The sequence below is a fragment of the Qipengyuania sp. NPDC077563 genome (assembly GCF_044901345.1).
Taxonomy (GTDB): Bacteria; Pseudomonadota; Alphaproteobacteria; order Sphingomonadales; family Sphingomonadaceae; genus Qipengyuania; species Qipengyuania aestuarii.
In genome coordinates this window covers 777682-802752 of record NZ_JBJDPC010000001.1, presented here as the reverse complement: position 1 = coordinate 802752, position 25071 = coordinate 777682, and the positions used below count along the sequence as shown (strand labels likewise).

Below are 25071 nucleotides of genomic sequence, written 5' to 3'. Positions count from 1 at the left end.
CTCGATGAGGTCCGCTATGCACGATGATGGTTAACGTTTCGTATGAGCGCTCGCGCTTGTTTCAGACTTATCGCGAAGCACCTGCCAAACGACCAGCGAAGCCAATGCCCCGCCAACGATATTGGCAACGAGCTCGGCGGCGTAGACCGCGTCGGAATTCCAACTTGCACGGAGAAGCCACGCGAAGGGAAGCATCACCAGAAACACGCGTGCAGCGCTTTGCGCTAGCGCAAACGAGGCGCGATCTACTGCATTGAGCGCTCCATTGCCCACGATGAGCAATCCGTATCCAGCGTATCCCCATACCGAAATAGCGAGGTATCGGGAGAATTCGTCAATGACCTCGGGATCTTCGGTGAAAAAGTCCGCGAACCAGTCGCCGAAGGCAAACAGGACTACCGCGATCGACAGTCCGTAGCCAACGCAAAAGAGGCTGGCCCAATACATCGCGCGACGTGCGCGGTCGGCACGATTGGCTCCCCAGTTCTGGCCGATAATGGCCCCGATTGAGCCCGACAGGCCGAGCAGTGGTACCACGGCAAAGCTCTGTAACCGGCCGGCTGCGCCGAAGCCCGCTACTGCTGCTTCGCCTTGGCTAGCGAGCAGGGCTGTGAGAACGGAAAGGCCGATGGGATTGATGGCGTTCGAAAAAGCGGCCGGGCCAGCGATACGCAGGATTGCGCTGCTGGATTCGCCGATGTTGCAGCCGCGGATTTTCGCTGGCGCAATAGCCAGTTGGGTATGCTTGATGAAAAACAGGGCTACCACGCATGCCAGACCATACCCGATGATGGAGGCATAAGCGGCACCGGCCACCCCGAAGCCTCCAAAGTCGAAGACACCCGTGATAAGCACCGGGTCGAGCAACCAGTTGGCGACGGAATAGGTGATCGAGATAGCCGATACGCGGCGTGCCTCACCTTGGCCCCGCAATACTCCGCTGAGGCTCATCTGCAGCAGCAAAACCGGCATTCCAAGCGCATATGGCTGCATATAGGCCTTAATGAGGGGCAAGATTGCATCGCTGGCCTGCATCAACCCAAACAGGGGGTCTAACAGCAAATAGAGAGCGGAGCCGAGAACGATTGCCGCTAAGATGGCAAACACTACGCCGAAATTGGCACGCCGCTCTGCCCTCTCGACGTCGCCTTCGCCTAATGCTCGTGAAATAACGGAATTGATCCCGACCATCACACCGACACCGAGGCTGGTCAGCGCCATGGTGATGGGAAAGATAAAGCTGACAGCGGCAAGTTCTGCGGCGCCCAACTGTCCGATGAAATAGGCGTCGATCAGACCGACCGACATGATCGCGGCAACACCGATTACCATGGGAAGGGTTTGCGTGACGAGATGGCCGCGTATGCTGCCGCGGGTGAGTTTGGCCGTCTCGCTCATATCGTGCGCGCGCTAGCCGGGCAGGGCGCGCTTGGGAAGCGCCGATTTGCAACCGGTTGCTTGTGCGAAGCACCTCAGCCGTGCGATAGACATAGCAAAGAAAAATCTGAGGAGAGCGAGCCGTGGCGACACAGATGAAGCCGAAATTCGAATGCAGCGAGGAAGAGTGGAAAGTCCGCCAAGACCTCGCCGCGTGTTACCGTATCTTCGAACACCTTGGCTGGGGCGAGAGCATCTACAACCACATCTCGGTGGCGGTACCGGGCGAGAAGGGTGCTTTCCTCATCAATCCCTTCGGCCTGCTATATGACGAGGTTACGGCCTCTAATCTCGTGAAGATTGATGCCGATGGTAATAATGTCGGCCAGTCGCAATACATGGTCAACAAGGCAGGCTTCACCCAGCACGCGCATTTCCATAAGCAACTTGGCGAGCGCGCCAACGCGATCTGCCATGTCCACACCACAGCGACCATGGCGGTGTGCAGTCACAAGGAAGGGTTGTTGCCGATCAATTTCTACGCCTGCAACTTCCAGGGTCAGATCGGTTACCATGACTTCGAAGGCGTTACCGTGAGGTCAGAGGAAGGTGATCGGCTGGTCGAAAATCTCGGCCGGCATTCTATCCTGATGTTGCGCAACCATGGTCCGGTAGTAATGGATAAGACCATCCCGGGCATGTTCCTCAAGATGTGGGCTCTGCAGCGCGCTTGCGAGATACAGGTGGCGACGCTGAGCCAAGGCGAACCAAATATCGTGAAGCAGGAAGTGGTCGACACGCACCAGCGTGATCTGTCCGTCATGCAAACGCAGGGCGGGGCAGGCGTTTTCGATTTCGAAGCTTGGAAACGCCGCGTTTCGAAAATCGACGATAGTTGGAAAAGCTGAAACCACTCGACATTCTGCCTAAGTTGAAGGAATAGCGCCGCCATGTCGCGCATGACCGTCAACGACAGGCCCATCGAATTCCTGATGGATCCCGAAACACCCCTGCTGTGGGCGTTACGCGATGCCGCCAATCTGACCGGCACCAAATATGGCTGCGGCAACGGTGATTGCGGTGCCTGCGTCGTACATATCGATGGCGAACCCTTGCGCAGTTGCCTCGTCACAATTGCAGAGTCCGAAGGGCGCTTTGTAAAGACGATCGAAGGCCTGTCGGGCGACCGTATGCATCCGGTGCAGCAGGCAATGGTGGCCGAACAAGCGATCCAGTGCGGCTTCTGCACTCCGGGCATCGTGATGGCTGCCGCCGCGCTCATCAATCGCAACCCGGGGGCGAGTGAGAGCGAAATCCGGGATGCCATCCCCAATATCTGTCGCTGCGGCGTCTATCCACGCCTCGTTCGCGCCATCCAGCGCGCAGGGCGGGTAGCCCAGCGGCAAGAGCGCATTAGTGCCGCACCTTCTCCGGGCATCAGCGCAGAGGATGCAGCCGCGGAAGTTCCTGCGCTGAATGCGCCTGACCCGACCACTCCCCGGGATTGAGACAAAGCAAAAGCGGTAGGCGTTTTCACCCGCCGCTTTAGCACTGCGATCTTTAAGGACTAAATTTCGAACCGAAGCCCGATCCGCGCGCTGAACGGGTCCGCGGGCTGGATGTTGTTGTCACCATGTGCGCTGGGATAATAACTCTCATCGAAAAGGTTTTCGATGTTCAGCTGGAGGCTCAGCTTGTCGCTCACCGTGTAATAGGCAGCGGCATCGACTCGCCAATAACTTGGAAGAACAACGTCGTTGGAGAAGCTTGCGAACTGGTCCGACTGGTGGATGACGCCAAGACCGAAGCCGATCTGTTGGTTAATATCGAACCTGTTCCACGCACTGACGGAATGTTCGGGCAACTGCTGCAGGCGCTGGCCCGCGCTACCGAAGGCGCTGTCGGTAAGCAGTTCGCCGTCGAGATATGTGTAGCCAAGGTTGGCCTTCCAGAAGTCAGTAACTTCGCCGACCGCACCAATTTCGAAGCCTTCGGTGCGGCTCTTGCCGGTCAAGAGAGTATCGCCAGTCAACGGGTCCGTAAAACGGGTATTGTTGCGATTCAGGCGGAAGATTGCTGCGCTCACCAGCACATTGTCTAACGGAGCCCATTTTGCGCCGATTTCGTAATTGGTGAACTTTTCCGGTTCGAACTTCGCGTTGTCCGGCGACAGGACAACGAACTGGTCTCCAGCCTGGGGTAGAAAACTTTCTGCGTAGCTCGCGTAGATCGACAGGTCGGGCGTTGGCTTCACTATAACGCCGGCGCGCGGACTGAACTGTTCGTCCACACGGTCACTTTCGACCATTTCGATGAGGTCGAGCGTCTCGAGGTCAAACCGGTCCCAACGCAGACCGCCTACCAGTTCGACATGCTCGCCGATCTGCAACTGCTCCTGCGCATAGAAGGACAGGGTAGACAGCTGGCTATCGCGTGAACGCGAGACAGGGCGCAGCGTGTAAGCTGGTATCGAGATCGTCTGCGCAAGCGGCGTGCGATTGTCCCCGTCCGTAAGCGGGTCGCCATCGTCGAAGCTGACGTTCTGGCGGGCATTCTGCGTATCCTGACTGCTCGCCTCGACGCCGAACAGCAGCGTCGATTCTATAGCGTCGGCGCCTGCTTCCCAGATTGCGTTCGCCTGGCCGATCCAGTTGCGGCGGTCTGTGGTATCCCGATAGCCGCCGAGCACCACATCTTCGCCTTCGATGCGGCTTGGCACGATGTTCTGGTAAGCCTTGTTGTAATCAGCCAGCTGGACACTGGCATTGGCCGACAGCCCGCCGTTGAAATCATGGTCGATCCGCGCTCGCGCGATGTTGACTTCGGCCTCGGAGAAATTGAAATCGGGGTCGCCGAAAAAGGTGCTGTCATAGCCGCTCAGCGGGCCGGTGCCGGACGCGGGAACACCGCGATCGGTGACGCGCTCGTCATTGTCGTAGGTGTAGCTGGCGGTCAGCGTGGTGTCGGGGCCTAGCGCCGCGGTCAGCGTGGGCGAAATACCGATGAAGCGGCCTTCGTAGAAATCGCGGTCGTTGTCGAATTCCTCATATGTTGCATTCAGGCGCAGCGCGAGCGCATCGGACAAAGGCTGGTTCACATCGGCAAGCAGTGCGAAGGCGCCAAAGCTGTCGACCGAGGCCTCGCCGCTGAAGGCAGATTGGAACTCTGCACGCTTGGCAACACGATTGATCGCGCCGCCACCGGCTCCGCGGCCAAAAATCAGAGCATTGGCCCCCTTAAGTACCTCGACGCGCTCGATATTGTATAGGGAGCGATAGTATTGTGCATCGTCGCGGAGCCCATCAATGTAGAAATCGGCTGTTGTTTCCTGGCCGCGGATGAAAACCTCGTCGCGGTGGCCTTCGCCGCTTTCCATGCTGATTCCCGGAACATAGCGCAGCGCGTCATTCAACTGGTGAACGGCCTGATCTTCCAGCTGGTCCTCGGTGATGAAGCTGACCGATTGGGGAACATCGATTAATGGCGTCGGCGTCTTGGTAGCGGTCGAACCATCCTTGATCTCGTAGGTTTGCGAGCTTTCGCCCGTCACGATGATATCGTTGGGAAGGTAAGCCCGGTCAGGCTGCTCATCCGCTGTGGCAGCAAAGGCGGGGCCTGCAATCGCGACGCTGGCGAGAAGTGAGGCGAGGGTTGCAACGCGGTTCATTGGTAACTTTCGGCTGAAGAAAACGAAGATGACTCGGCGGCAGCCTGCTATTGCGAGCCATTTTCATTAGCAACCCCTATATTAGCCCTTGGCGCAAATTTGTTGGGAATGGGTTTTCGTGGACACATCCCTCGACTAGCGCGGCCTTGAAGGAGATATTCAGATGAAAGCCACGATCTGGCACAACCCGAAATGCGGCACTTCGCGAAAGACTCTGGCGATTCTTGAGAGCCTGTCGAAAGTCGAGGTGGAAGTGATCGAATATCTTAAGAGGCCACCCACTGCGGAAAAGTTGGCGCAGCTTTACAAAGATGCGGGGATCTCTCCGAATGAGGGGCTTCGCTTGCGCGGAACGGACGCCGAGGAGCGTGGCTTGACCCAGGCGACTGGGACGGAGGTGCTCGCCGCTATGGCTGCGGACCCCAACCTGATTGAGCGCCCCATTGTCGAGACCGAGAAGGGCGTGCGTCTCTGCCGCCCGCAAGATATCGTTCTCGAGATCCTTTAGGGTTTCAGGCGGTGAGGGCCTTGTCCCTCTCCAACGCGCCCCACCCGTACAGAAACACCGTCAGGCAGAGCGCCCCAATCAGGCCGAATCCAAGCCAATCGGAATGGCCATAAAGCCATACGCCCAAGGCGGGAGCGTAAATGAAGCTCGCACCGGAAACCGACGCGGTGATTCCCGAAGCCTGACCTTGTTCTGCGCGATTCACTGCAAGGGATGTGCCTGCAGTGCTGCCGGGTCTGAACAAGCCGAAACCTAGAGAGGCAACGGCATAGGCGAGGGCAATTGCGTGCAGGTTCTGGGCAATCGAGAGGTAAGCGACGCCCGATGCCGCGATTGCTATACCCGACAATGTCGCCGCCCGCGGCCCCAAATCCAACCGCGGGATGAGCGCCCACTGCGCGAGGAGCGTCGCAATAGCGCCACACATTAGTACGAGCCCGACAGGTCCCGTGCCTTGGGCGGGTGTATCTCGCAAGCCAAGTCGGTCGAGGATGAGAAATCCGATAATGCCGAGCACCATTGCCTGAGCGTGACCTCCGAGCAGAGCCACGGTTACCCATGGACGCAATCGCGGTTCGAACCAACGCAGCGTGCTGGGTTCTGCCAAGTCTTCGTCTTCACCGTCCTCCTGGCCGATTTCCGAAGTTGATGCGCCGGCATAAGGCGCATCGTAACTGTGGCCCCGAGCGGGGAATTGTGGTTCGTCATTGGGCAGGCGAAGGCGCAAGGCCAATAAGGTTGCCAGACCGATCAGTGCAAAGATGATGAACGGCCCGGTGAGCCCAAGGAAAGGTAGCACCATCAATGGTGCAAGCGCGGGACCAATCACTGTCCCGAGACCGAAGCTGGATGCAATTAACGAAAGCGCCTGGGTCCGCTCCGCCCGGGGCGTGCGACTGGCTACGTAGGCCTGCACCGCCGGTGGCGCGGCGCTTCCAAAACCTCCGTACAGGCTCCGAGCAATAGCAAACGCTATCAAGGCCGCCGTACCTCCGAGAAACCCCTTCAAGCCTAACCAGAGAGAGAAACCGCAAAGGATCATCGAAGAGGCGAAACCTATAAGCCCGACGGCCATCATGGCCTTCCGTCCGCGTCTGTCGGACCTTCGGGCCCAAAGGGGTGCACAAACAACCCACAACAAAGCCGACCAACTGTAAGCGAGGCTGATCCATACGTCGTCTATTTCCAGCGCGGTCCCGATCGATGGCATGACCGACTGCATGGCCGTGTTGCCGGCGGCAGTGGTCAGCATAACGGCAAAGAGCAAGGCCATCCGCTCTCGCGAAATGCTCCGCGTACGCGCCACTGGAGCATTCTCGGGTTCGCTGTCGGCCATGGAGAAGTCGCTACGCCCGCCCAGCCACGCTTGCAATGCTTTCGCGGCGCTGCCAAACCGCGCGTTTCAATTGGGACTGCCAAAGGGATTTTACTTGAGCGGACAACAAGGTACCGGCGCAATCGAACGCCGTAGCGTCAAACAGAAGGCTGCGCGGCTGTTCGGTCAATGGGGTGTTTTCTTCAAGGGGTTCCTAGAGCATCCCAAGATGGTCGGCTCGATCATACCCTCTTCGCGTTTCACGATCTCCAAGATGCTTTCTCGCGTGAAGTGGGATGAGTGCAAGGTGTTCGTGGAATATGGACCCGGGGTCGGCACGTTCTGCCAGCCTGTCCTCGATCGCCTTCCGCGCGACGGGCAATTGATTGTGATCGATACCAATCCGCTCTATATCGATTACCTCAAGAAGCACTTTCGCGACAGCCGCTTTTCGGCCGTGCTCGGCTCCGCTGCAGACGTTGAAGAGATCGTGCGTGCGCATGGCCATCAGAATGCGGACTACGTCCTCTCAGGACTGCCGTTCTCTACCCTCCCCAAGGGCGTGGGCCCGGCGATTGCCGCAGCCACCTATCGGGTAATCCGGCCTGGCGGCGCGTTCCTTGTCTACCAATTCTCGGCCAAAGCGCGCGATTTCATGGCGCCGCATTTCGAGCGTATCGACAGTGGGTTCGAACCCCTGAACGTCTTGCCGTGCCAGCTGTTCTGGGGGTGGAAGGAACCCGCAGCTTAGCTGGCAGCCGTTCCGGCACGACCTCCGCCGCGCTCCCGCAGCCGAGTGAGTTGTGCGTGCACCGACGCCAGAACGCATGTGAAGAGAATTGCCGCGAGAGTGTTCATAAGCGCGCTGTTGAAAGCTTGCCCGAAAAGCTGAATTTCTGCCCCGCCCAAGGCGAAGACCAGAGAGATTAACATCGAGACGATGGTCGAGATGACCAGATAGGCGATGAAGAGCAGGAAGTAGAAAAAGAAAATGCGAAGGGAGTTGCCCTTGGTGAGGCTCCATGCCCTGCCAAGCGAGCGGATTGGGCTCAATTCCCCCTCCACTGCGATGACCGGCGATACGATGGATAACTTGGTGAAAAGATAGATCGCGCCGACGGTCGCGAGCATGGCACCAATCACGACGGCGACACTCAGACCGATCGCGGCGGGAATGCTGACGAGCACGAGCAATAGAAGAACGATCGCAAAACCCGCTAGAAGCGACGCTACCAAATAGGTCCCAACTGACTTGGCTCCGATTTGAAGTGCTTCCGCGACGGTCGGCTTGGCGCGTCGGCGCAGCAACGCCAGCATGGCGAGAAAGCCGATGCTTTGCAGTAGAAAGAGCAACAAGAGCGCCCACCAGTAGCCCGCCAAAAGCTCGTTCATCCGGGCTTCCATTGCTGCAGATGAGGGATCGATCTGGCCGGACGACAACTCTGCCAGTCCCGGTATCCAGAGCACTGCGGCAAAATAGGGGAGGAAGTAGAACACGCCTGCAATCACGGCGAGCAGTCCAAACCCGTCACGCAGCAAGCGCGTCGTGTCCTTCCAAGCCGTATCCAGATCGAATTTCATAATGCCTCCCGTTGCGTTCCCTCTTGATAAGCGTGAAGACAATCGCCACGCAATCGCCGATGGCGGCTGAACTCCCCGAAAAGATCGAATGGCGCGAGGAAAAGGGACAAATACCCTACCGCGCGGCGCTGGAGAGCATGGTTTCGCGAAACCAGGCGATAGCGCAAGGCGACCAGCGCGAGCTGGTCTGGCTGCTGGAGCACCCCCCCGTCTACACTGCGGGTACCAGCGCCGATGGCGCGGAGTTGCTCGACCCGCGGTTCGAGGTGGTCGAGGCCGGGCGTGGTGGGCGCTATACTTATCACGGTCCCGGTCAGCGCATCGGTTATCTGATGCTCAACCTCAAGGAACGTGGCCGCGATGTCCGCTGCTTCGTGCATTCGGTCGAAGGCTGGGTGATTGGAACGCTTGCGGATCTGGGTGTCGAATGCTGGCGGTCGGAAGGCCGGATTGGTATCTGGACGCAGGACATCGACGGGCGAGAAGCCAAGATCGGCGCGATCGGCGTGCGGGTCAGACGCTGGGTCACGATGCACGGGTTTTCAGTGAATATCGCACCCGATCTTTCGCATTTCTCGGGGATCGTGCCCTGCGGTATAGAAGAATTCGGCGTGACCAGCCTGGCCAAGCTTGGTCTCGACATTCGCCCGGAAGATTTCGATAAGGCGCTCAAGAACCGCGCGAGCGATTTCCTCGCTGCGCTTGAAGGAAAGGCCTGCTCCCTCCCGTGAAACGTGTTTTAATATACACCACTGCTTGCTTTGCGCTCGCCGGGTGCGGAGAAAACTCAGCGCCTGATCCCACGCAAGCCGATGATGCGACCGCCCGGGGAGAGGTCTTGGGCGGCACCATAAGCGACGACATGCTTCCGCTCGATACTCTGAGGTCCCAGTCACCGCCGCTTCAGATAGATGGCGAGCAGGGCGCTAATTCAAATGGAAACGAGCAGGGCGCTGCCGAGGCAGAAGATTCCCAAGAGGCAGGCGCTAGTGAAGACGAAATATCAGACGAGGCCGCTCCCGAGGCCACGGTCGATTAGTAGCGCGGCAATGTGCAGGCTCTAGGCCGCAGGCGTTCAAACTTGAGATGGGAGCGAGCGCAGAAGCGGGTCTGCCGCGTCCGCGCTCGCTGATATTCTGGACCGGTCAGGCCGATGCTTTTTCCGCCTCGGCAAGCGTCGGATAATCGATATATCCCTCCGGACCTGGCAGGTACCAACTTTGCGGCACATTTACATTGGGCTGGATCTCGCCGCCAATCCTGAAGCGCGCCGGAAGGTCGGGGTTCGAAATGAAATCGCGGCCCCAGCTGACCGCATCGCAGCGCCCGGCTTCAATATCCGCAACTGCCTGCTCGGGAGAATAGTCGCTGTTGAGGACGAGTGCGCCTGAATAGATCGAACGGATCAGCGGGCTCTGCTTGGGTACATCGGTAGATCCGAAGGTTCCGTCCGGTCCCGGCTCCCGCAATTCGAGGAAGGCCAGACCAAGTTCTTCCACGACCTTTGCAGCCGCGCCAAAGGTTGCGGCTGGGTCACTGTCATCGCAGCCCTGTGTTTCGCCATTGGGCGATAGGCGAACGCCAACCCGATCCGCACCCCAAACATCGACGAGAGCGGTGAGAACCTCCCGCAGGAACCGAGTACGGTTTTCCGGGCTTCCTCCATATTCATCCTCGCGAAGATTTGTGCTGTCGCGCAGGAATTGGTCGACAAGGTAGCCATTTGCACCGTGCAACTGGACCCCGTCAAAACCGGCTTCTTTGGCGTTCTCTGCCGCCTTGCGGTAATCCTCGACGACCCTGGATATCTCGCTCTTCGAAAGCTCACGGGCTCCCTCGTAGTCCTTGCGGCCCTCGAAGGTGTGAGCATGGCCGGGGGCCTTGGTAGCGCTGGCCGACACAGGTGCATCGCCGCCCAGGAAATCGGGATGGACCAGACGTCCCATGTGCCACATCTGGAGAACGATCTTGCCGCCTTCCTCATGCACGGCATCCGTCACGAGATTCCATCCTTCGGTTTGCTCATCAGTCCAGATACCCGGTGCAGCAGGCCATCCGAGACCTTCCACACTGATCCCCGTCGCTTCCGAGATTATGACGCCAGCACCAGCCCTCTGGCGATAATAGGTCGCCATCATCTCATTGGGTATCGACCCCGGCTGGGTCGAGCGGGCTCTGGTGAGCGGCGCCATGAATACGCGATTGGCGGACTGAATAGCCCCGAGGGTGAGAGGCTCGAACAATTTGTCATGCATGCGGCGAAGTCCTTTTTGGCTGGCCTTGTACGGAACCGGAGCTAGGTGGCGAGGATGAGCGAAACAAGCGGCAGCCCGGACAACAATGGCTTTCAGACGAATGCATGGCACTTCGCCGCTCTGATCGCTGGCAATGTCGCGCTGGCGCTTGGTCCTTGGCTAGTGAGGCTTTCAGATACCGGTCCGATCTCGGCCGCGTTCTGGCGCCTACTGCTTCCAATACCCGTCTTCGCCTTCCTTGCATGGCGAGCCAGGACGCCGGGTCCGATCGACAGAAAGCTGGCATTGCTGGTTATGATGGCGGGGCTTTTCTTCGCGGCAGATCTGGCAAGCTGGCATGTTGGTATCGAGCGCACACGCCTCGGCAATGCCGTGCTTTTCGGGAACTCGGGAAGCGTAATCCTGATGGTCTGGGGGCTTATTGCTTTGCGCCGCGCGCCATCCTGGCGGGAAGCAGGCGGCGTCATGGCGGCATTTGTCGGTGCCGCCATTTTGCTTGGGCGCAGTCTGGAGATTTCGGCCGAAAATTTCGTGGGCGACCTGTTCTGCCTTTTTGCAGGCGTATGCTACGCGTTTTATCTGCTTCCCAGCCAACGCGCACGCACGGCCCTGGGTCAGTGGAGCGTGCTGCTGCTGGTCTGTATCGCGGCATCCCCGCTCTTGCTCGCCTTGGCGATTTCAGCGGGCGAACCTATCTGGCCAGGCGGCGCCGGATGGACACCAGTCTTCCTGCTGGCATTGAGCAGTCAGGTCGTGGGGCAGGGCCTGCTCGTCTATTCTCTCAAGAATTTCTCCCCGTTCATCATCGGGATGGCGTTGCTGACTCAACCTGCGGTGGCGGCGAGCGTCGGATGGCTGGCATTTGGCGAATTGCTCGTTCCGCTGGATATTGTCGGGATGGGACTGATCGCTGCGGCACTCTTGCTGGCGAAAAGCACTCCTCGCCAGCGCGCTCCTACCGCTTCATCCTGATAAGGAACTGCTGGTAGCGGGCCTCTACCTCGTGAAGCTCGGGGCCGACGAGGTGCTCACGAGCCTGTTCACGCAGCAAATCTCCCTGTAATTTTAGTTCTGCCCGACGGGTCTCGTCATCAAGCGTCGATGCAGCGTCGACCAGCGCGTCGAAAGTCACCAGGGCCGCAATGCGGTTCGTTGCCAGCCCTCCGCGCATGGCGCCGAAACCGCGCCTTACGAAATGGTCGAAATCGTCTTCGAGCAAGATGAGATGGGGCTCCTCGCCCGCTGCCGCAAAGGACCGCGTCAACTTTCGCCGCGCGAGTTCAGCCGTGGCTGCACCAAGCCAGTGGACTGCGGTCACTGCAGTGAATGGGTCGTTGATGCCGGGAGAGAGGGCGCGCAGGCCGATTTCTACTAGTTCATCGATAAGGAACTGCATATCCTGACTGGGTGTACGCATGCTGCCAAGTGTGAAGGCCGCGCGAACCTCGTCATCAGGGCAGTCCTCAACCACGTCCATGTCCGCCCAATACGCAATGGTCACGTCGGGGTGCACGAAATCGCCGGTGCGGACAGCCAGTTTCAGCTTGCCGTTTTCCTTCTCAGCCAGCTTCTCGAGCTTCGCGAAACCGATAGCTTGGACGTATCCGGTGGCGTGGGAAACTATCGGAACACCATCGGGGGCTCCTCCAGTATTTTCACCGTCATTATTATCGGGAAATCGATCCTCGATTTCTTCCAGCAACCTCGCTCCGATCCCCTTCAGAACGGTATTGATGCGAATAGACGCTGGAATGTGATTGAGGAAGTAAACAAGCACCGCCACGCTTAGCAACATGAGCGCGAAGGCTGTGAGCATGGACAGCTGAGGCACGAACCCAGGAAGGGAACCGGAGGCGATCGCATCCTGCAAATCAGCAGGAGCCTCATGTTCCGCGCGCACGGTGCGAAGGATCAGGATTGAATAAACAAAGGTACCGATGAAGGTGGCAAGACTGAACTGATTGCCGCGGTCCTCCATGAAGTTCGTCAGGAGCCGCGGCCCGTAATTACCGCTGGCATACGCGACCGCGGCGATGGTGATCGAAAAGACGGTGGAGGCCACGCCGATCATCGCACCCGCAATGACCGACAGCATGTTGCTGGCCCCATCGGGACGTGCGGGCTGCAACCAGCTGACGTCGGTGACAGAAGTCGCGTAGCCATTGCGGTCGAGCCACAATGTTAGAGTGGCGAGAAGAAGGGCGGCAATCGAGAACAGGGCAGGAAGGAACCAGTAGCTCGCATTCACGTCGAGCCAGATCTTTTTCAAATAAGCGGTCATCCAGTCCCTGCCTCTGCCCTCAATTGCGCCAGACTAAGATCGAGCGCATTCCTGTCCTTGTCGATTTCGCACCGCGCACGTGATTGCTGGTGAAGTTCGGCACCATATTCGGTAAGAAACGCTACGAGGCCTGGCGCGTCGGAGCAATGCAAACGGATAAGCCGCCGAAGGTTTCCGAGGATACGCAGGGAGACTGAGGGATAATCCGCAGCGGCCTGTCTCAGGGCAGCGAGGGGATCTTCGAAGAGCCCGCGGAAATCCTGTCCGGGCAACGCAATGGTGGGGTAATCCACGCTGACGGGGACGCTTCCATCATCTATCCAGTTTCCGCAATGGCCCGACGCGACTTCTGTCAATGCGTCGACAGCAGCCAGTGCGGTGTAAAAATCGTTGACGGCCGGGGAAAGCGCGCGGGCCGCGATTTCCACCAGGAGGCGAACCTGAAACACGGCGCCTTGCGTATTGCTGCGAAACTTGCCGATCGGGATGGCCCTGAGAACTGCTTTCGGATCTCCGCAATTTGACTCGCATGAGACAAGCAGTTGGCCCTTTAGGACATGCTGGCCGGGGGCGACTTCAAGCCGCGACTTTCCGCTGTCGGCAAGTGCCTCGCTCAGCCGCCTCAGCTCTACCCCTTCGACATATCCGCTTCGCGGTGCTCGCACGCCGTCACCCGATTTCATGTCGGTTTGTAGAACCGCCGTAAGCTCGATTACGCTGGTTCGCCCGTCGAACGCGACGGCGTCGATTGCCCTGTCGACGAACATCGTGCGCCCGAGATCGTGGGTCGCCACGGCCAGCATGACCGTGTTGACGATAAGTAGAAAAACCGTGGAGGCGAAAGTGGCAAGAGGGTGTCGATGAGATCGGCATCCGCGTCCATCGCGTTCATCGTCAGCGTGGCATGGATCAGGGTGAAGCACAGCCCGGCAATGGATACGCGAACGAGACGCTTCGCCAGCCAGCGGTCGATGAGCCGAACGCCCAGATTGCCTGCTGCGATGGTCAAAACGATCAATGAGATGGAAAAGTACAGGGTAAGGAAAGCCGCATCTATGCCGGCAATCAGCGCCGCAGCATCACGCGCAGTTTCCGCCGAGGCAACGGGGGCGAGGTTCCGGTCAAGGATCCAGGCAGTCAGCCCGTTGCGATCGGCATGCAAGCTGACGGCGAAGACCAGCGGCGCGGCAATAACGGCACAAAGGGCCAAGGACCAATAATTGGCAGTGAGACGGTGCACGAACCAGCCGAACAGGTCGTTTATCGGTTTTGGTCCAGTCAAAAAGCACACCCCACAATTACTTAGTCAGGAACACAACCGTGAAATCGCGATTTGGTTGCTACGCGCACAGCTTAAGGGGGTAAGGACTGGGCAGTGTCGCTTCAATTGGGGCAAGTCCCCCTTTTTCGAAGGACAATCGCATGATTGCTGAACAAGCTGTGGCTCAGTTGGGGAGTATTGAGAACCTCGTCACCCTTACAGCCGAACAATTTACCAGTGGATCGCTGATCCTGATGTTCAGCTATGGCGCGCATTTCGCATTTATTCTCTTCTTTCTCATGATGTCACTGCAATTGGCGCCGCGGTATCGCATCGTTCCTATCCTTTCGGCAGTGGTCATGGCTTCTGCCGGGCTTAGCCTGCTGCGGGAATTCAATCTTTGGCAGAGCAGTTACGAACTGGTCGCGGGCGTCTATCGACCCTTGGCCGAAAATCAGAGCTTCACCAACGCTTTCCGGTATGGAAACTGGACGATTACGGTTCCCATTCTGCTAACGCAGCTGGCCATCGCATTCGGCATCGCCCGGCCAGACCTTCATAAGCGCGCACTCCGCATGATCGTCCCCGCCGTGCTGATGATCTGGACCGGTCTATACGGCCAGTTCGGCGAAACGGGTGACTGGTCGCGCTTCAACATCTGGGGCGTGATATCGACGGTGTTCTTCGTATGGCTCATCATCGAAGTCCGCGGCGTCATCTCAATCGGCGTGGCCAACAGCCCGGCCGAACTGAAGGCGTGGCCCAAGAACATCTGGTGGTACTTCCTCGCCACCTGGGGCATCTATCCCATCGCCTATGCGCTGCCGCAGCTCGGCTTCAATGGTGATGTGGTGGTCATCCGCCAGTTGCTGTTCTCGGTTGCCGACATCTCGTCGAAGTTGATCTACGGCCTCATCCTGAGCCGCTATGTCCTTCGTCGCTCGGCGCTCGAAGGCTATGTCCCGGCAGCCGAAGCGCTCGAGACTTCGCCGCTCGGCTCGGCAGTCGCCTCGCGCAGGGGAGACTGACGGCTGAGACCGGCTACCGCCTTGAACAAGAGAGGGCCCTGGCACAATGCCGGGGCCCTTTTCTCGTGGGTGGTGGTCGCTCTGGCCGTCATCGCCCAGTTTGCGGGCGAGGATTTCGCGATCTACCTCGGTCTTGTGCTTTTCGTGCTCGGCCTTTCGCACGGTGCCGGCGACGAGCAGGAAGATACGCTCGCGTCTTTCACGCTCGTTCACGCAGCTGCCTATGTCGTCATCGGCGCGGCGGTGGCTGGGCTCTTTCTCGTCGAACCGCTTGGCGGGCTGGCGCTCTTCTTTGCCCTTTCCGCCTGGCACTTCTCGCGCAGCGACTGCCGGTTTGACCAGACAACGCGCATTGCGATTGCTGGGCTGGCGATAGGCGGCAGCGCGCTGTTTCGCGCGAACGAGACAGCCGAAGTGCTGAGCTTCGTGACGGGCGAGGACCTGCCGGTCAATTTCCTGCGCTTTCTTGCGCTGGCGGGGATCGGCGGCACCGGCTTCGCGCTATATGCTTTCATCAAGGGGCGGCGCGGCTTCGGTCACGCGGTAGTGGCCGGCCTTTCGACCGCCTTCCTGCAGCCCGTACTGGCAGTGGGTCTGATCTTCCTGATCGCGCATGCTATGCCGGTGCAGGAGCGACAGATCGCCGCTTACGGCATGCACCGCGTCGTGCGTGCCGTCGCTCTCCCGACCGCCATTGCCACCCTTGGCGCCGTGGCCTTGGCAATAGCGGTCTTTCTGGGAGATTTTCCGACGCAGATCGCCGTGGCGCTCGCATTCGGCATGGCCACGCCGCACATGCTGACCGAGCGGCTGGAGCGTTAGACGCGGCCTAGGTCGCCCTGGCCGATGGTTCCGCTGGCCATTTCCAGCATCCGGTCCAGGCTCTGCTTTGCCTGCAGCCGCAAACCTTCCTCGATCTCGATCCGCGGCTCCAGCGTATCGAGACAATTGTAAAGTTTCTCGAGCGTATTCAGAGCCATGTAAGGGCAGATATTGCAGCTGCAGTTTCCATCCGCGCCGGGCGCCCCGATGAAAGTCTTTTCAGGCAGCGCCTTTTCCATCTGGTGGATTATGTGCGGCTCTGTCGCAACAATCAGCGTGTCGCCTTCGAAAGTCTCGGCGAATTGGAGAATGCCGCTGGTCGAGCCTACGTAATCGGCATGGTCGACGATGGTCGGCGGACATTCGGGATGCGCGGCAATCGGGGCGTCGGGGTGCTGCTGCTTGAGTTTCAGCAATTCCGTCTCGCTGAACGCTTCATGCACAATGCAGACGCCCGGCCACAGCAGCATTTCGCGGTTGAACTTCCGACTCATGTACCCGCCCAGGTGACGGTCGGGGCCGAAGATGATTTTCTGATCTTCGGGGATCTGGCTGATGATCGTCTCCGCGCTCGATGACGTGACGATGATGTCGCTGAGCGCTTTCACCTCGGTGGAGCAATTGATGTAGGTCAGCGCGATGTGATCCGGGTGCTTTTCCCGGAATGCCTTGAATTTTTCAGGCGGACAGCTGTCTTCCAAGCTGCAGCCCGCATCCATGTCAGGCAGGACGACGATCTTTTCGGGGCTCAGGATCTTGGCCGTATCGGCCATGAACTTCACGCCGCAGAAGGCGATCACATCCGCATCGGTCTCGGCAGCCTTGCGGGAAAGTTCCAGACTGTCTCCGACGAAATCGGCAAGGTCCTGTATCTGCGCGCTCTGGTAATAATGCGCGAGGATGATCGCATTCTTTTCCTTGCGGAGGCGGTCGATCTCGCTGAGCAGGTCCTGGCCGGTGGGCATTTGTGTTTCGGCGGTCATGTGTCGTGTCTCGTCTGAATTGCTTTATGGGCGCTTATAGAGCGAACGGGCAGCGAGGCGAGGGGGTTCCTTCTCAGCAGCGCATCCGGAAAAATTGGCGGCCGCGCGATCAGTAATTATCGGATCCGCTGGCTCTCAGATGAAAATCAAACTGAGATCCATTCGTCTCCGTCACGGCTGACCAGACCGCGCTGCTCCAGATCGATAAGGTGCGCGGTGACGGACATCTTGGCCGCGCCGTGAAGCTTTTCGTCCAGCCCTTTATACATTTTCGGGACGAAATCGGCCGCTTCATGAGGGCCTTCGCGCAGATGCCGCATGATCTGGTTTTCCCGCTGTCGACGATGGCCGATCATGCCCCGAACCAGTTGACGCGGCTTCTCGATCGCTTCGCCATGGGCCGGATAATAGACGCGGTCCTGTTCACGAGCGTAGAGTTTTTCCAAGCTCGCCATATATTTCGCCATATCGCCATCGGGTGGGACCACCACGCTGGTCGACCAGCCCATCACATGATCACCCGTGAACAGCGCCCCGCTTTCTTCGAGGGCAAAGCACAGGTGATTGGACACGTGGCCAGGCGTGGCCACGGCTCGCAATGTCCAGCCAGGACCGGTCATGGCTTCACCGTCTTCCAGCACCCGGTCGGGCCCATAGGTCCGGTCGAAACTGGCATCGACCCGCGGTCCACTGTCATTGAGCACCAGCGGCGCGCAGCCCACGATGGGCGCTCCGGTTCTCTTCGCTAGGCTTTTCGCGGCGGGCGAATGATCGCGGTGCGTGTGTGTGCACATGATCGCAGCAACGTGTTCGTCACCGATGGCGGCATCGAGAGCGAGCAAGTGTTCCCGCTCGTCCGGCCCGGGATCGATGACCGCGCAGCCGCCACCGAGCCCGACGACATAACTCTGCGTCCCGGTATAGGTGTAGGGTGACGGATTCGGCGCGAGCACGCGGCGCACGAGCGGTTCGAGCTGTATCGCGTCGCCGGTGGGCCATGGTTTGGGTGGAAGACCTGCCATATCTTTCCTTAGCCGGTCGGCAGGAGGGGATGCAACGCGCCGCTTCGATGCCAATCCGGCTCAGGTGATGGCTGTCACCACTCGACTTCGCTTCCTGCGGACGGCACAAGGAGGGCATGGGAGCGAAAATTCTGGTCCTCGACGCGGGGACGACCTCGACCAGAGCGATGATCTTCGATCACCAGGGGCGCATGGAACGCGTTTCGCAGGCGGATCTGACGCAGCATTATCCACGCCCCGGCTGGGTAGAACACGATGCGGCGGAAATTTGGTCGAAGACCCTTCAGTGCATGCGCGATGTCGCGAGCGATGATGCAGGCGATATCGCCGCCATCGGCATTACTAACCAGCGCGAAACCGTTGTCGCCTGGGATCGCAATTCGGGCGAGCCGCTGGCCCGCGCCATAGTCTGGCAAGACCGGCGTACTGCTGACTTCTGTCGGCAGCTTCATGAGGAAGGTCATGAGGATATCGTGCACGAACGTACCGGACTTCTGCTCGATCCTTATTTCTCCGGCACGAAAATGCGCTGGATGCTGCATCATGAAGAGGCCGTAGGTGCTGCCGCGCAAAGCGGCACGCTGGCCTTCGGCACGGTGGAGAGCTGGCTGGTCTTCAAACTCTCCGGCGGCCACCATATCTCGGACGCCAGCAATGCGAGCCGGACTTTGTTATTACCGCTGGACGGTGCGCAGTTCGACGCTGGCTTATGCGATGTATTCGGAATTGCCAGGCACGCGCTACCCGAGGTCGTCGATACCCAAGGAAAACTGGCGACCTGCGAGGCGGATTGGCTGGGCACGGCAATTCCCATCTGCGGGCTGGTCGGAGACCAGCAATCCGCGACGATCGGGCAGGGATGCCTGGCCTTCGGGCAAACCAAGGCTACCTACGGCACTGGTGCCTTTGTGCTGACGAACAAGGGGCAGGACGTACCCCATTCAAATCACCGTTTGCTGGGTACGGTCTTGTCGCAAACGGATGGCAATCGCACTTACGCGCTGGAAGGTTCGTGCTTTGTCGCCGGCAGTCTCATTCAATATCTTCGCGACCAGCTTGGCCTCATCAAGAGCGCGGCAGAAACCGAAGAACTGGCCCGATCGATTGAAGACAGCGGCGAGGTCGTCATCGTGCCGGCGCTTGCGGGGCTTGGGGCGCCGCACTGGAAACCGGATGCGCGAGGTGTCATTTCCGGCCTAAGCTTCGCAAGCGGACGGGCACAGATCGCCCGCGCTGCACTGGAAGCGATGGCGCACCAGACCTGCGATCTAGCTTCTGCTTTTACTGCCGACGATGCAGCCTGGACCAGTTTGCGCATAGATGGCGGGATGAGCGCCAACGACTGGATGGCCCAGGATCTGGCGGATATTCTCGATCTCGAGGTCGAACGGCCCGAATTTGTGGAAACGACCGCTTTGGGCGCGGCTATTTGTGCGAGCGTGGGGGCCGGGCTTTACGCCACATTGGAAGAAGCCGCCGAAGCGATGCGGGGGGCAACGCGAACTTTCATTCCGAACATTTCGGCTGAGACGAGAGAAGCCCGTCTGACGCGTTACTTCAAAGCTCTTTCGGTCGCCTGAATCTGCTGCATGGAACCGCTATCTGATTCGGCGCCAAAAGCCTTTGCGATCCGCCCATGCATACTGTGCACGGCATCCGCATTGTGCGCGGCTGTTCGGCGCTGCTCATCATCCAGCCGCCGTACGCGCGCATGAAGATACTGGGATGCTCGGATAAGGGCCTGCGTGCCGCTTTGGAAAAGCGCCAGATTGTGGGGGTCGGAAGGGCGGTCTTCTCCAAGAGCGCCATCTCGGAGGAGCTGGAGCTTTGAAAGCTCTCCGGCATAATAGGCGCGTTGGTTGAGCAGCCAGGCAAGCACATGCATGACCCGGGTAGTCGTGCGGAGTCCTTCGATTGACATGGCGATGCGCCAGCGATCGGAGGTTTCCGTCAGAAAAGCGGCGTCGCGCAGGTCGAAAACGGCGCGCGCTTCGTCGGCCAGCTCGAGCGCGTGCGCGTAGAGCTCTTCGACGACCTGTTCCTGAATGGTTGTTCGCGCGACCATGACAATCGGGTGACTATTGGATTATCCAAAGCGCGAAGCTTTTCGTTTCGCCATGTCCCGGATTGAAACGCGGTTAGGCGATGATGTCGGGGATCAGATTGTCCTCGATCGCGGAGATGCGATCCTTCAGTTGAAGTTTGCGCTTTTTGAGGCGGGCGATTTGCAATTGATCGACCGATCCGTTTTCTCCCGCTTCGCTCAGCGCAGAGATCGCCACATCCAGGTCCCGATGCTCAACCTTGAGCGATTCCAGGCGCTTGCGTAATTCCTGTTCGTTCACTGTCGTCGTTCCCGTCTCTCGTTCTGCCGCATGGCCCTTCGGAGGGGGTTTGTAAATTCATCAAGCTGTGTTTTGATCATCGATCGCGGCTCGTGCCGCCCGGTACGAGTCGCTTTTGGGGGTTTAACTCTAGAAGGAGCCAGTCCTATGCAATCATCCCATGTCGCCGCACTCAAGGCCAAGCATGCCGGATTGGAATCGAGGTTGCACGACGAACAGGCGCGGCCCTCGCCCGACATCGCGATGATCCAGCAACTCAAGAAGCAGAAGCTTAGGATCAAGGAAGAAATCGCCGCGAACTGATCGGCGCCTGCGTGTTTGCGGGGTCGCAGGTTTATACTTGCGCGCCCCGCTTTCGCCGCTCCTGTTTTTTGCTATAGCTGCAAGCCATGTCAGCAGCAGCTTCCGCCCGCCAGATCCTCACGCAACTGCACGAGGTCATGGCCGGACGCCATCATGCCCAGCATAAGCTCGATCGTGTTGTCGACATTATCGCGGACAGTCTTACCAGCGAAGTCTGTTCGATTTACCTGCTGCGCGATGGAGAACTCGAGCTCTATGCTACCCACGGCCTCAATCCCGATGCCGTCCATGTGACGCGAATGGGGGTAGGCGAGGGTCTGACCGGGACGATCGCCAAGAACATCGAAACTCTGAACCTTGCAGAAGCCAAGGCTCACCCGGACTTCCTCTATCGTCCTGAAACCGGGGAGGACAAATTCCATTCCTTCGCGGGTGTCCCCATTGTCTATCGTGAGCGAGCCGTAGGGGTGCTGTGCGTCCAGCATGTCGAACCCCGGCGATACGAGGATGTGGAGATCGAGGCTCTGCAGACCACCGCGATGGTCCTCTCCGAATTGATTGCGCACAAAGAACTCGTCGATGACGAGAACACGATCGATCTCGGCGAAGCACCGACCGAATGCGATGTTCTCGAAGGGCTGACTTTGGTCAAGGGGTTGGCGGCCGGGCAGGCTGTCTTCCATCAACCACGGGTCGAGATCGACCAGGTCATGGCCGAAGACGTCGAGGCGGAACGCCAGCGGGTCTACCGCGCCTTCGACAAGATGCGCGACCAGATCGATGCAATGGGGCGCGAACCGGAATTCGGGAAGGGCGGCGAGCATGTCGAGGTGCTCGAGACCTACAAGATGTTCGCCTACGATGAAGGCTGGAGCCGCCGCATCAACGAGGCGATCGACAGCGGGCTCACGGCAGAGGCTGCCATCGAGCGCGTCCAGCAGCGGACCCGCATGCGGATGCGCGAAATCGACGACCCGCTGCTGGCGGATCGTATGCATGATCTTGAAGACCTTTCGAACCGTCTTCTCCGCATTGTGTCAGGCCAGCTCGGTACAGCCGCAACCCAGGGTCTGCGCCGGGATTCGATCCTCTTCGCACGCAATCTGGGCCCGGCCGAATTGCTCGAATATGATCGGCGGCGGTTGAAGGGCGTGGTGCTGGAGGAAGGGTCGCTCACCGCGCATGTGGTTATCGTAGCGCGTGCCATGGGCGTTCCCGTTCTAGGGCGGGTACCGCGTGTGCGCAGCCACGTATCCGAAGGCGACGAGGTGCTGGTGGATGCCGATCTGGGCACGGTTACGCTGCGGCCTTCGCAGCAGCTTCGCGAAGCATTCGATGCCCGTTTTGCACGGAGCAAGGAGCGGGCGGCTGCCTATGCCGAACTGCGCGACGTGGAACCTTTTACACGAGACGGCACCCGCATAATCGTAATGATGAATGCAGGTTTGCGGGACGATATCAGCGCCTTGCAACTTACCGGCGCCGACGGAATCGGACTGTTCCGCACGGAGTTCCAGTTTCTCGTTTCTTCGACTCTGCCCGCACGTGAACGACAGATGCGCCTATACCGCGACGTGCTTGATTCTGCCGATGGAAAGCCGGTCATCTTCCGTACGGTCGATATCGGCGGCGACAAGGCGGTTCCTTACCTCGCTAACGACATCGCGGAGAAGGACGAAAACCCGGCAATGGGCTGGCGCGCGCTCCGCCTATCGCTCGAGCGCGAGGGTCTGCTGAAGGCTCAGGCACGGGCCCTTCTCGAGGCAGCCGCCGGTCGGCAGCTTTCCGTAATGTTCCCGATGGTCTCCGAACCGTGGGAATTCGATGCGGCAAAAACGATCTTCGAGGAGCAGGCCGATTTCATGAGAGATCGCCGCCGCGTGCTTCCCGAGACGATTGAATATGGCTGCATGCTGGAAGTGCCGTCGCTTGCAGAGGTGCTGGACGTCCTCTTGCCCAAGCTGTCTTTCATCTCGGTCGGCACGAACGATCTCACGCAGTTCCTCTTCGCCGCCGATCGCGCCAACCCCAAGCTGGCCGAACGATACGATTGGCTAAGCCCTGCGATCCTGCGCTTCATGGCCCGGCTGGCGAAGCAGATGGTGGGCAGCTCAGTTCGGATCGGCGTTTGTGGCGAAATGGGGGGAAGAAGGCTGGAAGCACTCGCGCTTATGGGGCTTGGCTACACCCGCTTTTCCATCACGCCCGCCGCTGTAGGGCCGATCAAGGAATTGGTGCGAAAAGTCTCCCTTCCCGAATTGACCCAGCAGATGCAGCATTGGTTGTTGCGCCCCCCGCCGGACATGCGCGCGGCGATCGCGGCATGGGCACAGAATAACGGTATAGAGATTGACTGATTTGATCCCGTTAAATGGGCGATCTGTCTATTTCCTTTGAAGCGCGCAGCCTGCTATGGTTGACACTAGACCGGCGCGCTTCTTCTAAGCCGCTTCAGGGTTCGATAAGTTCGGGAAATTCATGGAAGAACAAGAAGACGTAACCGCGCAATCTGCCGCAGCCCCATCCAAGCCGGTGGGAGAACGGCTCCGCGAAACGCGTCAGGCGAAGGGTCTGGAGATTGACCAGGTCGCGGCCGAAACCAGAATTCCTCTTCGCCATCTGGAAAGTATTGAAGCTGGCGATTTCGCTGCTCTTCCATCTCGGACTTATGCAATCGGCTTTACCCGGACCTATGCGCGCCTGCTCGACCTCGACGAGAAAGAGGCGCTGGATCAAGTTCGCGCCGAGCTCGCAGAAGGAACGGCGAACGCCGAAGACAAGCCGACAAAATTCGAGGCGGGGGATCCAGAGCGCGTGCCGGGCCGTGGGCTCGCATGGTTCGCTGCTTTGGCAGCCGTTTTGCTTCTGGGTGGAATTTACGCATTCTACTCCAGCTATTTTGCCCCGGGGCTGGGGCCGGCACCGCTTCAGGACCCAAGCGAACAGATGGCCAGTACTGCAGAGCCGCGGCAGCCGGTCGCTGCCAAGCCCGAACCTGCAAGCGGTCCTGTTGTCTTTACGAGCGAGATGGATGGCACCTGGGTGAAATTCTACGACGCGAGTGGCGAGCGTCTTTATGAAGCGCAGATGGCGGAGGGCGATAGTTTCACCATTCCGGAAGATGCGGAAGGGCCACAGGTCTGGACCGGCAGGCCGTATGCCTTGGCGATAACCGTGGGTGGCCGCACTGTTCCCAAGCTCAGCGAAGAGGATACGGTAGTGAAGGATGTGCCGGTCACAGCTGAAGCTCTTTTGGCGCGTGAAAATGGGTCGGAAGGTGAGCAAGCGAGCGCGAATTCTCAATCTGCGACCTGATCTACATCTTACGCCTCGACGGTGGACCTGCGCTTTAATCCTCTCGACAGTTTCGGGTCGCTACGGCACTTTTATCCAATGAATCTCCACAGGGAGTTTGAATCTTCATGATCCTACGCAGCGCACGAGTCCTCGGCCTCGGGACCATCGGCATGGCCCTCGTGGCCACTTCAATGCCCGCCATCGCTCAAGACAATGACGAAACGCGCATTCGCAAACTCGAAGCTGAAGTTCGCGCGTTGCAGCGTAAGGTCTTTCCTGGCGGCGACGGCCGGTATTTCGAACCGGAAATTACCGGTCAGCCAGCTGCGGCTCCCACGATAGCTGCGCCTTCCACAACTGCGGTGACGGATATTCTTGCGCGTCTCGATGCGTTGGAAAGTCAATTGCAGCGTCTGACCGCGCAATATGAGGTCGGAACCAACGCTATTCGTTTGCTCGAAGAACGCATCGAGAAGATCGAACGGTCCAACGCCCAAGGGGTCAGTGCACCTTCTACGGAAACGTCTTCCGCTCCAAGCTCGAGCGTACCTACTGCTAGCCCGGCTCCAGCGGCCGCCAGGCCAGATCCCGCGCGTGTCTCAGCGGTTCAAGCCATCGCGAAGCCGCAGACGGGCGATGCCGGAGACGACGAGTATTCCTATGGGTTCCGACTGTGGGATGCTGGTTTCTTCCCTGAGGCACAGCAGCAGCTGACCATGTTTGTCGAGAAGTATCCCAGCCATGCCCGTACGAGTTATGGCCGCAACCTTCTCGGCCGCGCCTATCTCGATGACGGCAAGCCGAGCGAGGCCGCGCCGTGGTTTCTGAAGAATTATCAGGCTGATAAGAATGGGGCACGGGCTGGCGATAGCCTGCTGTATCTGGCCGAATCCATGATCGCGCTCAAGGATACGAAACGCGCGTGTATTGCCCTATCGGAATTTGGCGAGACTTATCCGGCGCTGGCGTCTGGCCGCCTCCAGTCCGACTACGCGACGGCGCGTAGCGAGGTGAAGTGTAGCTAGT

General features: G+C 59.2%; 26 protein-coding genes. 14 read left to right on the top strand and 12 right to left on the bottom strand.

The window, feature by feature from the left end; translation table 11 throughout:
- Positions 1-30: 30 nt before the first annotated feature.
- Positions 31-1398, bottom strand: coding sequence for an MATE family efflux transporter (locus ACI2I1_RS03955; RefSeq protein WP_404677995.1), 1368 nt, complete (start codon positions 1396-1398; stop codon positions 31-33).
- Positions 1399-1520: 122 nt separating this feature from the next.
- Between ACI2I1_RS03955 and ACI2I1_RS03950 the strand changes: the two genes are divergently transcribed.
- The gene (locus ACI2I1_RS03950) at positions 1521-2285 is read left to right on the top strand and encodes a class II aldolase/adducin family protein (protein ID WP_404677994.1); all 765 of its coding nucleotides are present in this window, start codon (positions 1521-1523) and stop codon (positions 2283-2285) included.
- A 42-nt stretch (positions 2286-2327) separates the two neighbouring features.
- Positions 2328-2885, top strand: coding sequence for a (2Fe-2S)-binding protein (locus ACI2I1_RS03945; protein ID WP_404677993.1), 558 nt, complete (start codon positions 2328-2330; stop codon positions 2883-2885).
- Positions 2886-2944: 59 nt separating this feature from the next.
- Here ACI2I1_RS03945 and ACI2I1_RS03940 read toward each other — a convergent pair whose 3' ends face one another.
- Positions 2945-5044: a TonB-dependent receptor gene (locus ACI2I1_RS03940; RefSeq protein WP_404677992.1), complete on the bottom strand. Its 2100-nt coding sequence runs from the start codon at positions 5042-5044 to the stop codon at positions 2945-2947.
- 163 nt (positions 5045-5207) lie between these two features.
- Here ACI2I1_RS03940 and ACI2I1_RS03935 point away from each other — a divergent pair, with 163 nt between their 5' ends.
- Positions 5208-5552: an arsenate reductase family protein gene (locus ACI2I1_RS03935; RefSeq protein WP_224812179.1), complete on the top strand. Its 345-nt coding sequence runs from the start codon at positions 5208-5210 to the stop codon at positions 5550-5552.
- 4 nt (positions 5553-5556) lie between these two features.
- On the opposite strand, the gene ACI2I1_RS03930 is transcribed toward ACI2I1_RS03935, so the two are convergent.
- Positions 5557-6888, bottom strand: a complete 1332-nt coding sequence (locus tag ACI2I1_RS03930) for an MFS transporter (RefSeq protein WP_404677991.1) — start codon at positions 6886-6888, stop codon at positions 5557-5559.
- Positions 6889-7009: 121 nt separating this feature from the next.
- Here ACI2I1_RS03930 and ACI2I1_RS03925 point away from each other — a divergent pair, with 121 nt between their 5' ends.
- On the top strand, positions 7010-7618 hold the full coding sequence (locus ACI2I1_RS03925; protein WP_404678335.1) for a class I SAM-dependent methyltransferase: 609 nt from the start codon (positions 7010-7012) through the stop codon (positions 7616-7618).
- Here the strand turns inward: ACI2I1_RS03925 and ACI2I1_RS03920 are convergent.
- On the bottom strand, positions 7615-8448 hold the full coding sequence (locus ACI2I1_RS03920) for a hypothetical protein (RefSeq protein ID WP_404677990.1): 834 nt from the start codon (positions 8446-8448) through the stop codon (positions 7615-7617). The genes ACI2I1_RS03925 and ACI2I1_RS03920 overlap by 4 nt on opposite strands.
- Before the next feature lie 59 nt (positions 8449-8507).
- Between ACI2I1_RS03920 and lipB the strand changes: the two genes are divergently transcribed.
- Entirely contained in the window at positions 8508-9179 is a 672-nt protein-coding gene (gene lipB / locus ACI2I1_RS03915; RefSeq protein WP_404677989.1) for a lipoyl(octanoyl) transferase LipB, read from the top strand.
- A 107-nt stretch (positions 9180-9286) separates the two neighbouring features.
- Positions 9287-9487, top strand: coding sequence for a hypothetical protein (locus ACI2I1_RS03910; protein ID WP_404677988.1), 201 nt, complete (start codon positions 9287-9289; stop codon positions 9485-9487).
- A 106-nt stretch (positions 9488-9593) separates the two neighbouring features.
- Here ACI2I1_RS03910 and ACI2I1_RS03905 read toward each other — a convergent pair whose 3' ends face one another.
- Positions 9594-10703 carry an alkene reductase gene (locus tag ACI2I1_RS03905; RefSeq protein ID WP_404677987.1) on the bottom strand — a complete coding sequence of 370 codons (1110 nt, stop codon included), beginning with the start codon at positions 10701-10703 and terminating at the stop codon, positions 9594-9596.
- Positions 10704-10757: 54 nt separating this feature from the next.
- Here ACI2I1_RS03905 and ACI2I1_RS03900 point away from each other — a divergent pair, with 54 nt between their 5' ends.
- Positions 10758-11675, top strand: a complete 918-nt coding sequence (locus tag ACI2I1_RS03900) for a DMT family transporter (RefSeq protein WP_404677986.1) — start codon at positions 10758-10760, stop codon at positions 11673-11675.
- On the opposite strand, the gene ACI2I1_RS03895 is transcribed toward ACI2I1_RS03900, so the two are convergent.
- From ACI2I1_RS03895 to ACI2I1_RS03885, 3 genes are read right to left on the bottom strand one after another with little or no spacing between them, the layout of a single operon-like run.
- Positions 11659-12972 carry a DUF2254 domain-containing protein gene (locus ACI2I1_RS03895; protein ID WP_404677985.1) on the bottom strand — a complete coding sequence of 438 codons (1314 nt, stop codon included), beginning with the start codon at positions 12970-12972 and terminating at the stop codon, positions 11659-11661. The genes ACI2I1_RS03900 and ACI2I1_RS03895 overlap by 17 nt on opposite strands.
- An 8-nt stretch (positions 12973-12980) precedes the next feature.
- Positions 12981-13787 (bottom strand): DUF2254 family protein, encoded by an 807-nt coding sequence (locus tag ACI2I1_RS03890; RefSeq protein ID WP_404677984.1) that lies wholly within the window; start codon positions 13785-13787, stop codon positions 12981-12983.
- Entirely contained in the window at positions 13697-14266 is a 570-nt protein-coding gene (locus ACI2I1_RS03885) for a DUF2254 family protein (protein ID WP_404677983.1), read from the bottom strand. Before ACI2I1_RS03885 ends, ACI2I1_RS03890 begins: the two co-directional genes overlap by 91 nt.
- Positions 14267-14406: 140 nt before the next feature.
- On the opposite strand from ACI2I1_RS03885, the gene ACI2I1_RS03880 reads away from it, so the two are divergent.
- Both ACI2I1_RS03880 and ACI2I1_RS03875 read left to right on the top strand, forming a co-directional pair.
- Complete coding sequence (locus tag ACI2I1_RS03880) at positions 14407-15273, top strand: bacteriorhodopsin (RefSeq protein ID WP_404677982.1); 867 nt, start codon at positions 14407-14409, stop codon at positions 15271-15273.
- A gap of 21 nt (positions 15274-15294) precedes the next feature.
- Positions 15295-16095 (top strand): Brp/Blh family beta-carotene 15,15'-dioxygenase, encoded by an 801-nt coding sequence (locus tag ACI2I1_RS03875; protein ID WP_404677981.1) that lies wholly within the window; start codon positions 15295-15297, stop codon positions 16093-16095.
- On the opposite strand, the gene nadA is transcribed toward ACI2I1_RS03875, so the two are convergent.
- Both nadA and ACI2I1_RS03865 read right to left on the bottom strand, forming a co-directional pair.
- The gene (gene nadA, locus ACI2I1_RS03870; RefSeq protein ID WP_404677980.1) at positions 16092-17078 is read right to left on the bottom strand and encodes a quinolinate synthase NadA; all 987 of its coding nucleotides are present in this window, start codon (positions 17076-17078) and stop codon (positions 16092-16094) included. The two genes, ACI2I1_RS03875 and nadA, sit on opposite strands and share 4 nt — an antisense overlap.
- A gap of 146 nt (positions 17079-17224) precedes the next feature.
- On the bottom strand, positions 17225-18100 hold the full coding sequence (locus tag ACI2I1_RS03865; RefSeq protein ID WP_404677979.1) for an MBL fold metallo-hydrolase: 876 nt from the start codon (positions 18098-18100) through the stop codon (positions 17225-17227).
- Positions 18101-18216: 116 nt separating this feature from the next.
- Between ACI2I1_RS03865 and ACI2I1_RS03860 the strand changes: the two genes are divergently transcribed.
- A complete protein-coding gene (locus tag ACI2I1_RS03860; protein ID WP_404677978.1) occupies positions 18217-19680 on the top strand; it encodes a glycerol kinase in 1464 nt (487 codons plus the stop codon).
- Here ACI2I1_RS03860 and ACI2I1_RS03855 read toward each other — a convergent pair.
- Positions 19653-20165, bottom strand: coding sequence for a DUF1465 family protein (locus ACI2I1_RS03855; protein WP_404677977.1), 513 nt, complete (start codon positions 20163-20165; stop codon positions 19653-19655). The two genes, ACI2I1_RS03860 and ACI2I1_RS03855, sit on opposite strands and share 28 nt — an antisense overlap.
- Before the next feature lie 73 nt (positions 20166-20238).
- Positions 20239-20445: a DUF465 domain-containing protein gene (locus ACI2I1_RS03850; RefSeq protein ID WP_224812165.1), complete on the bottom strand. Its 207-nt coding sequence runs from the start codon at positions 20443-20445 to the stop codon at positions 20239-20241.
- A gap of 147 nt (positions 20446-20592) precedes the next feature.
- On the opposite strand from ACI2I1_RS03850, the gene ACI2I1_RS03845 reads away from it, so the two are divergent.
- From ACI2I1_RS03845 to ACI2I1_RS03830, 4 genes are all read left to right on the top strand, one after another.
- Positions 20593-20748 (top strand): YdcH family protein, encoded by a 156-nt coding sequence (locus tag ACI2I1_RS03845; RefSeq protein WP_221542692.1) that lies wholly within the window; start codon positions 20593-20595, stop codon positions 20746-20748.
- Between the two features lie 86 nt (positions 20749-20834).
- Positions 20835-23105, top strand: coding sequence for a phosphoenolpyruvate--protein phosphotransferase (ptsP, locus tag ACI2I1_RS03840; RefSeq protein WP_404677976.1), 2271 nt, complete (start codon positions 20835-20837; stop codon positions 23103-23105).
- Positions 23106-23226: 121 nt separating this feature from the next.
- Positions 23227-24063 (top strand): helix-turn-helix domain-containing protein, encoded by an 837-nt coding sequence (locus tag ACI2I1_RS03835; protein WP_404677975.1) that lies wholly within the window; start codon positions 23227-23229, stop codon positions 24061-24063.
- A gap of 107 nt (positions 24064-24170) precedes the next feature.
- On the top strand, positions 24171-25070 hold the full coding sequence (locus ACI2I1_RS03830) for a tol-pal system YbgF family protein (RefSeq protein WP_404677974.1): 900 nt from the start codon (positions 24171-24173) through the stop codon (positions 25068-25070).
- The last annotated feature ends 1 nt before the right edge of the window (position 25071 follow it).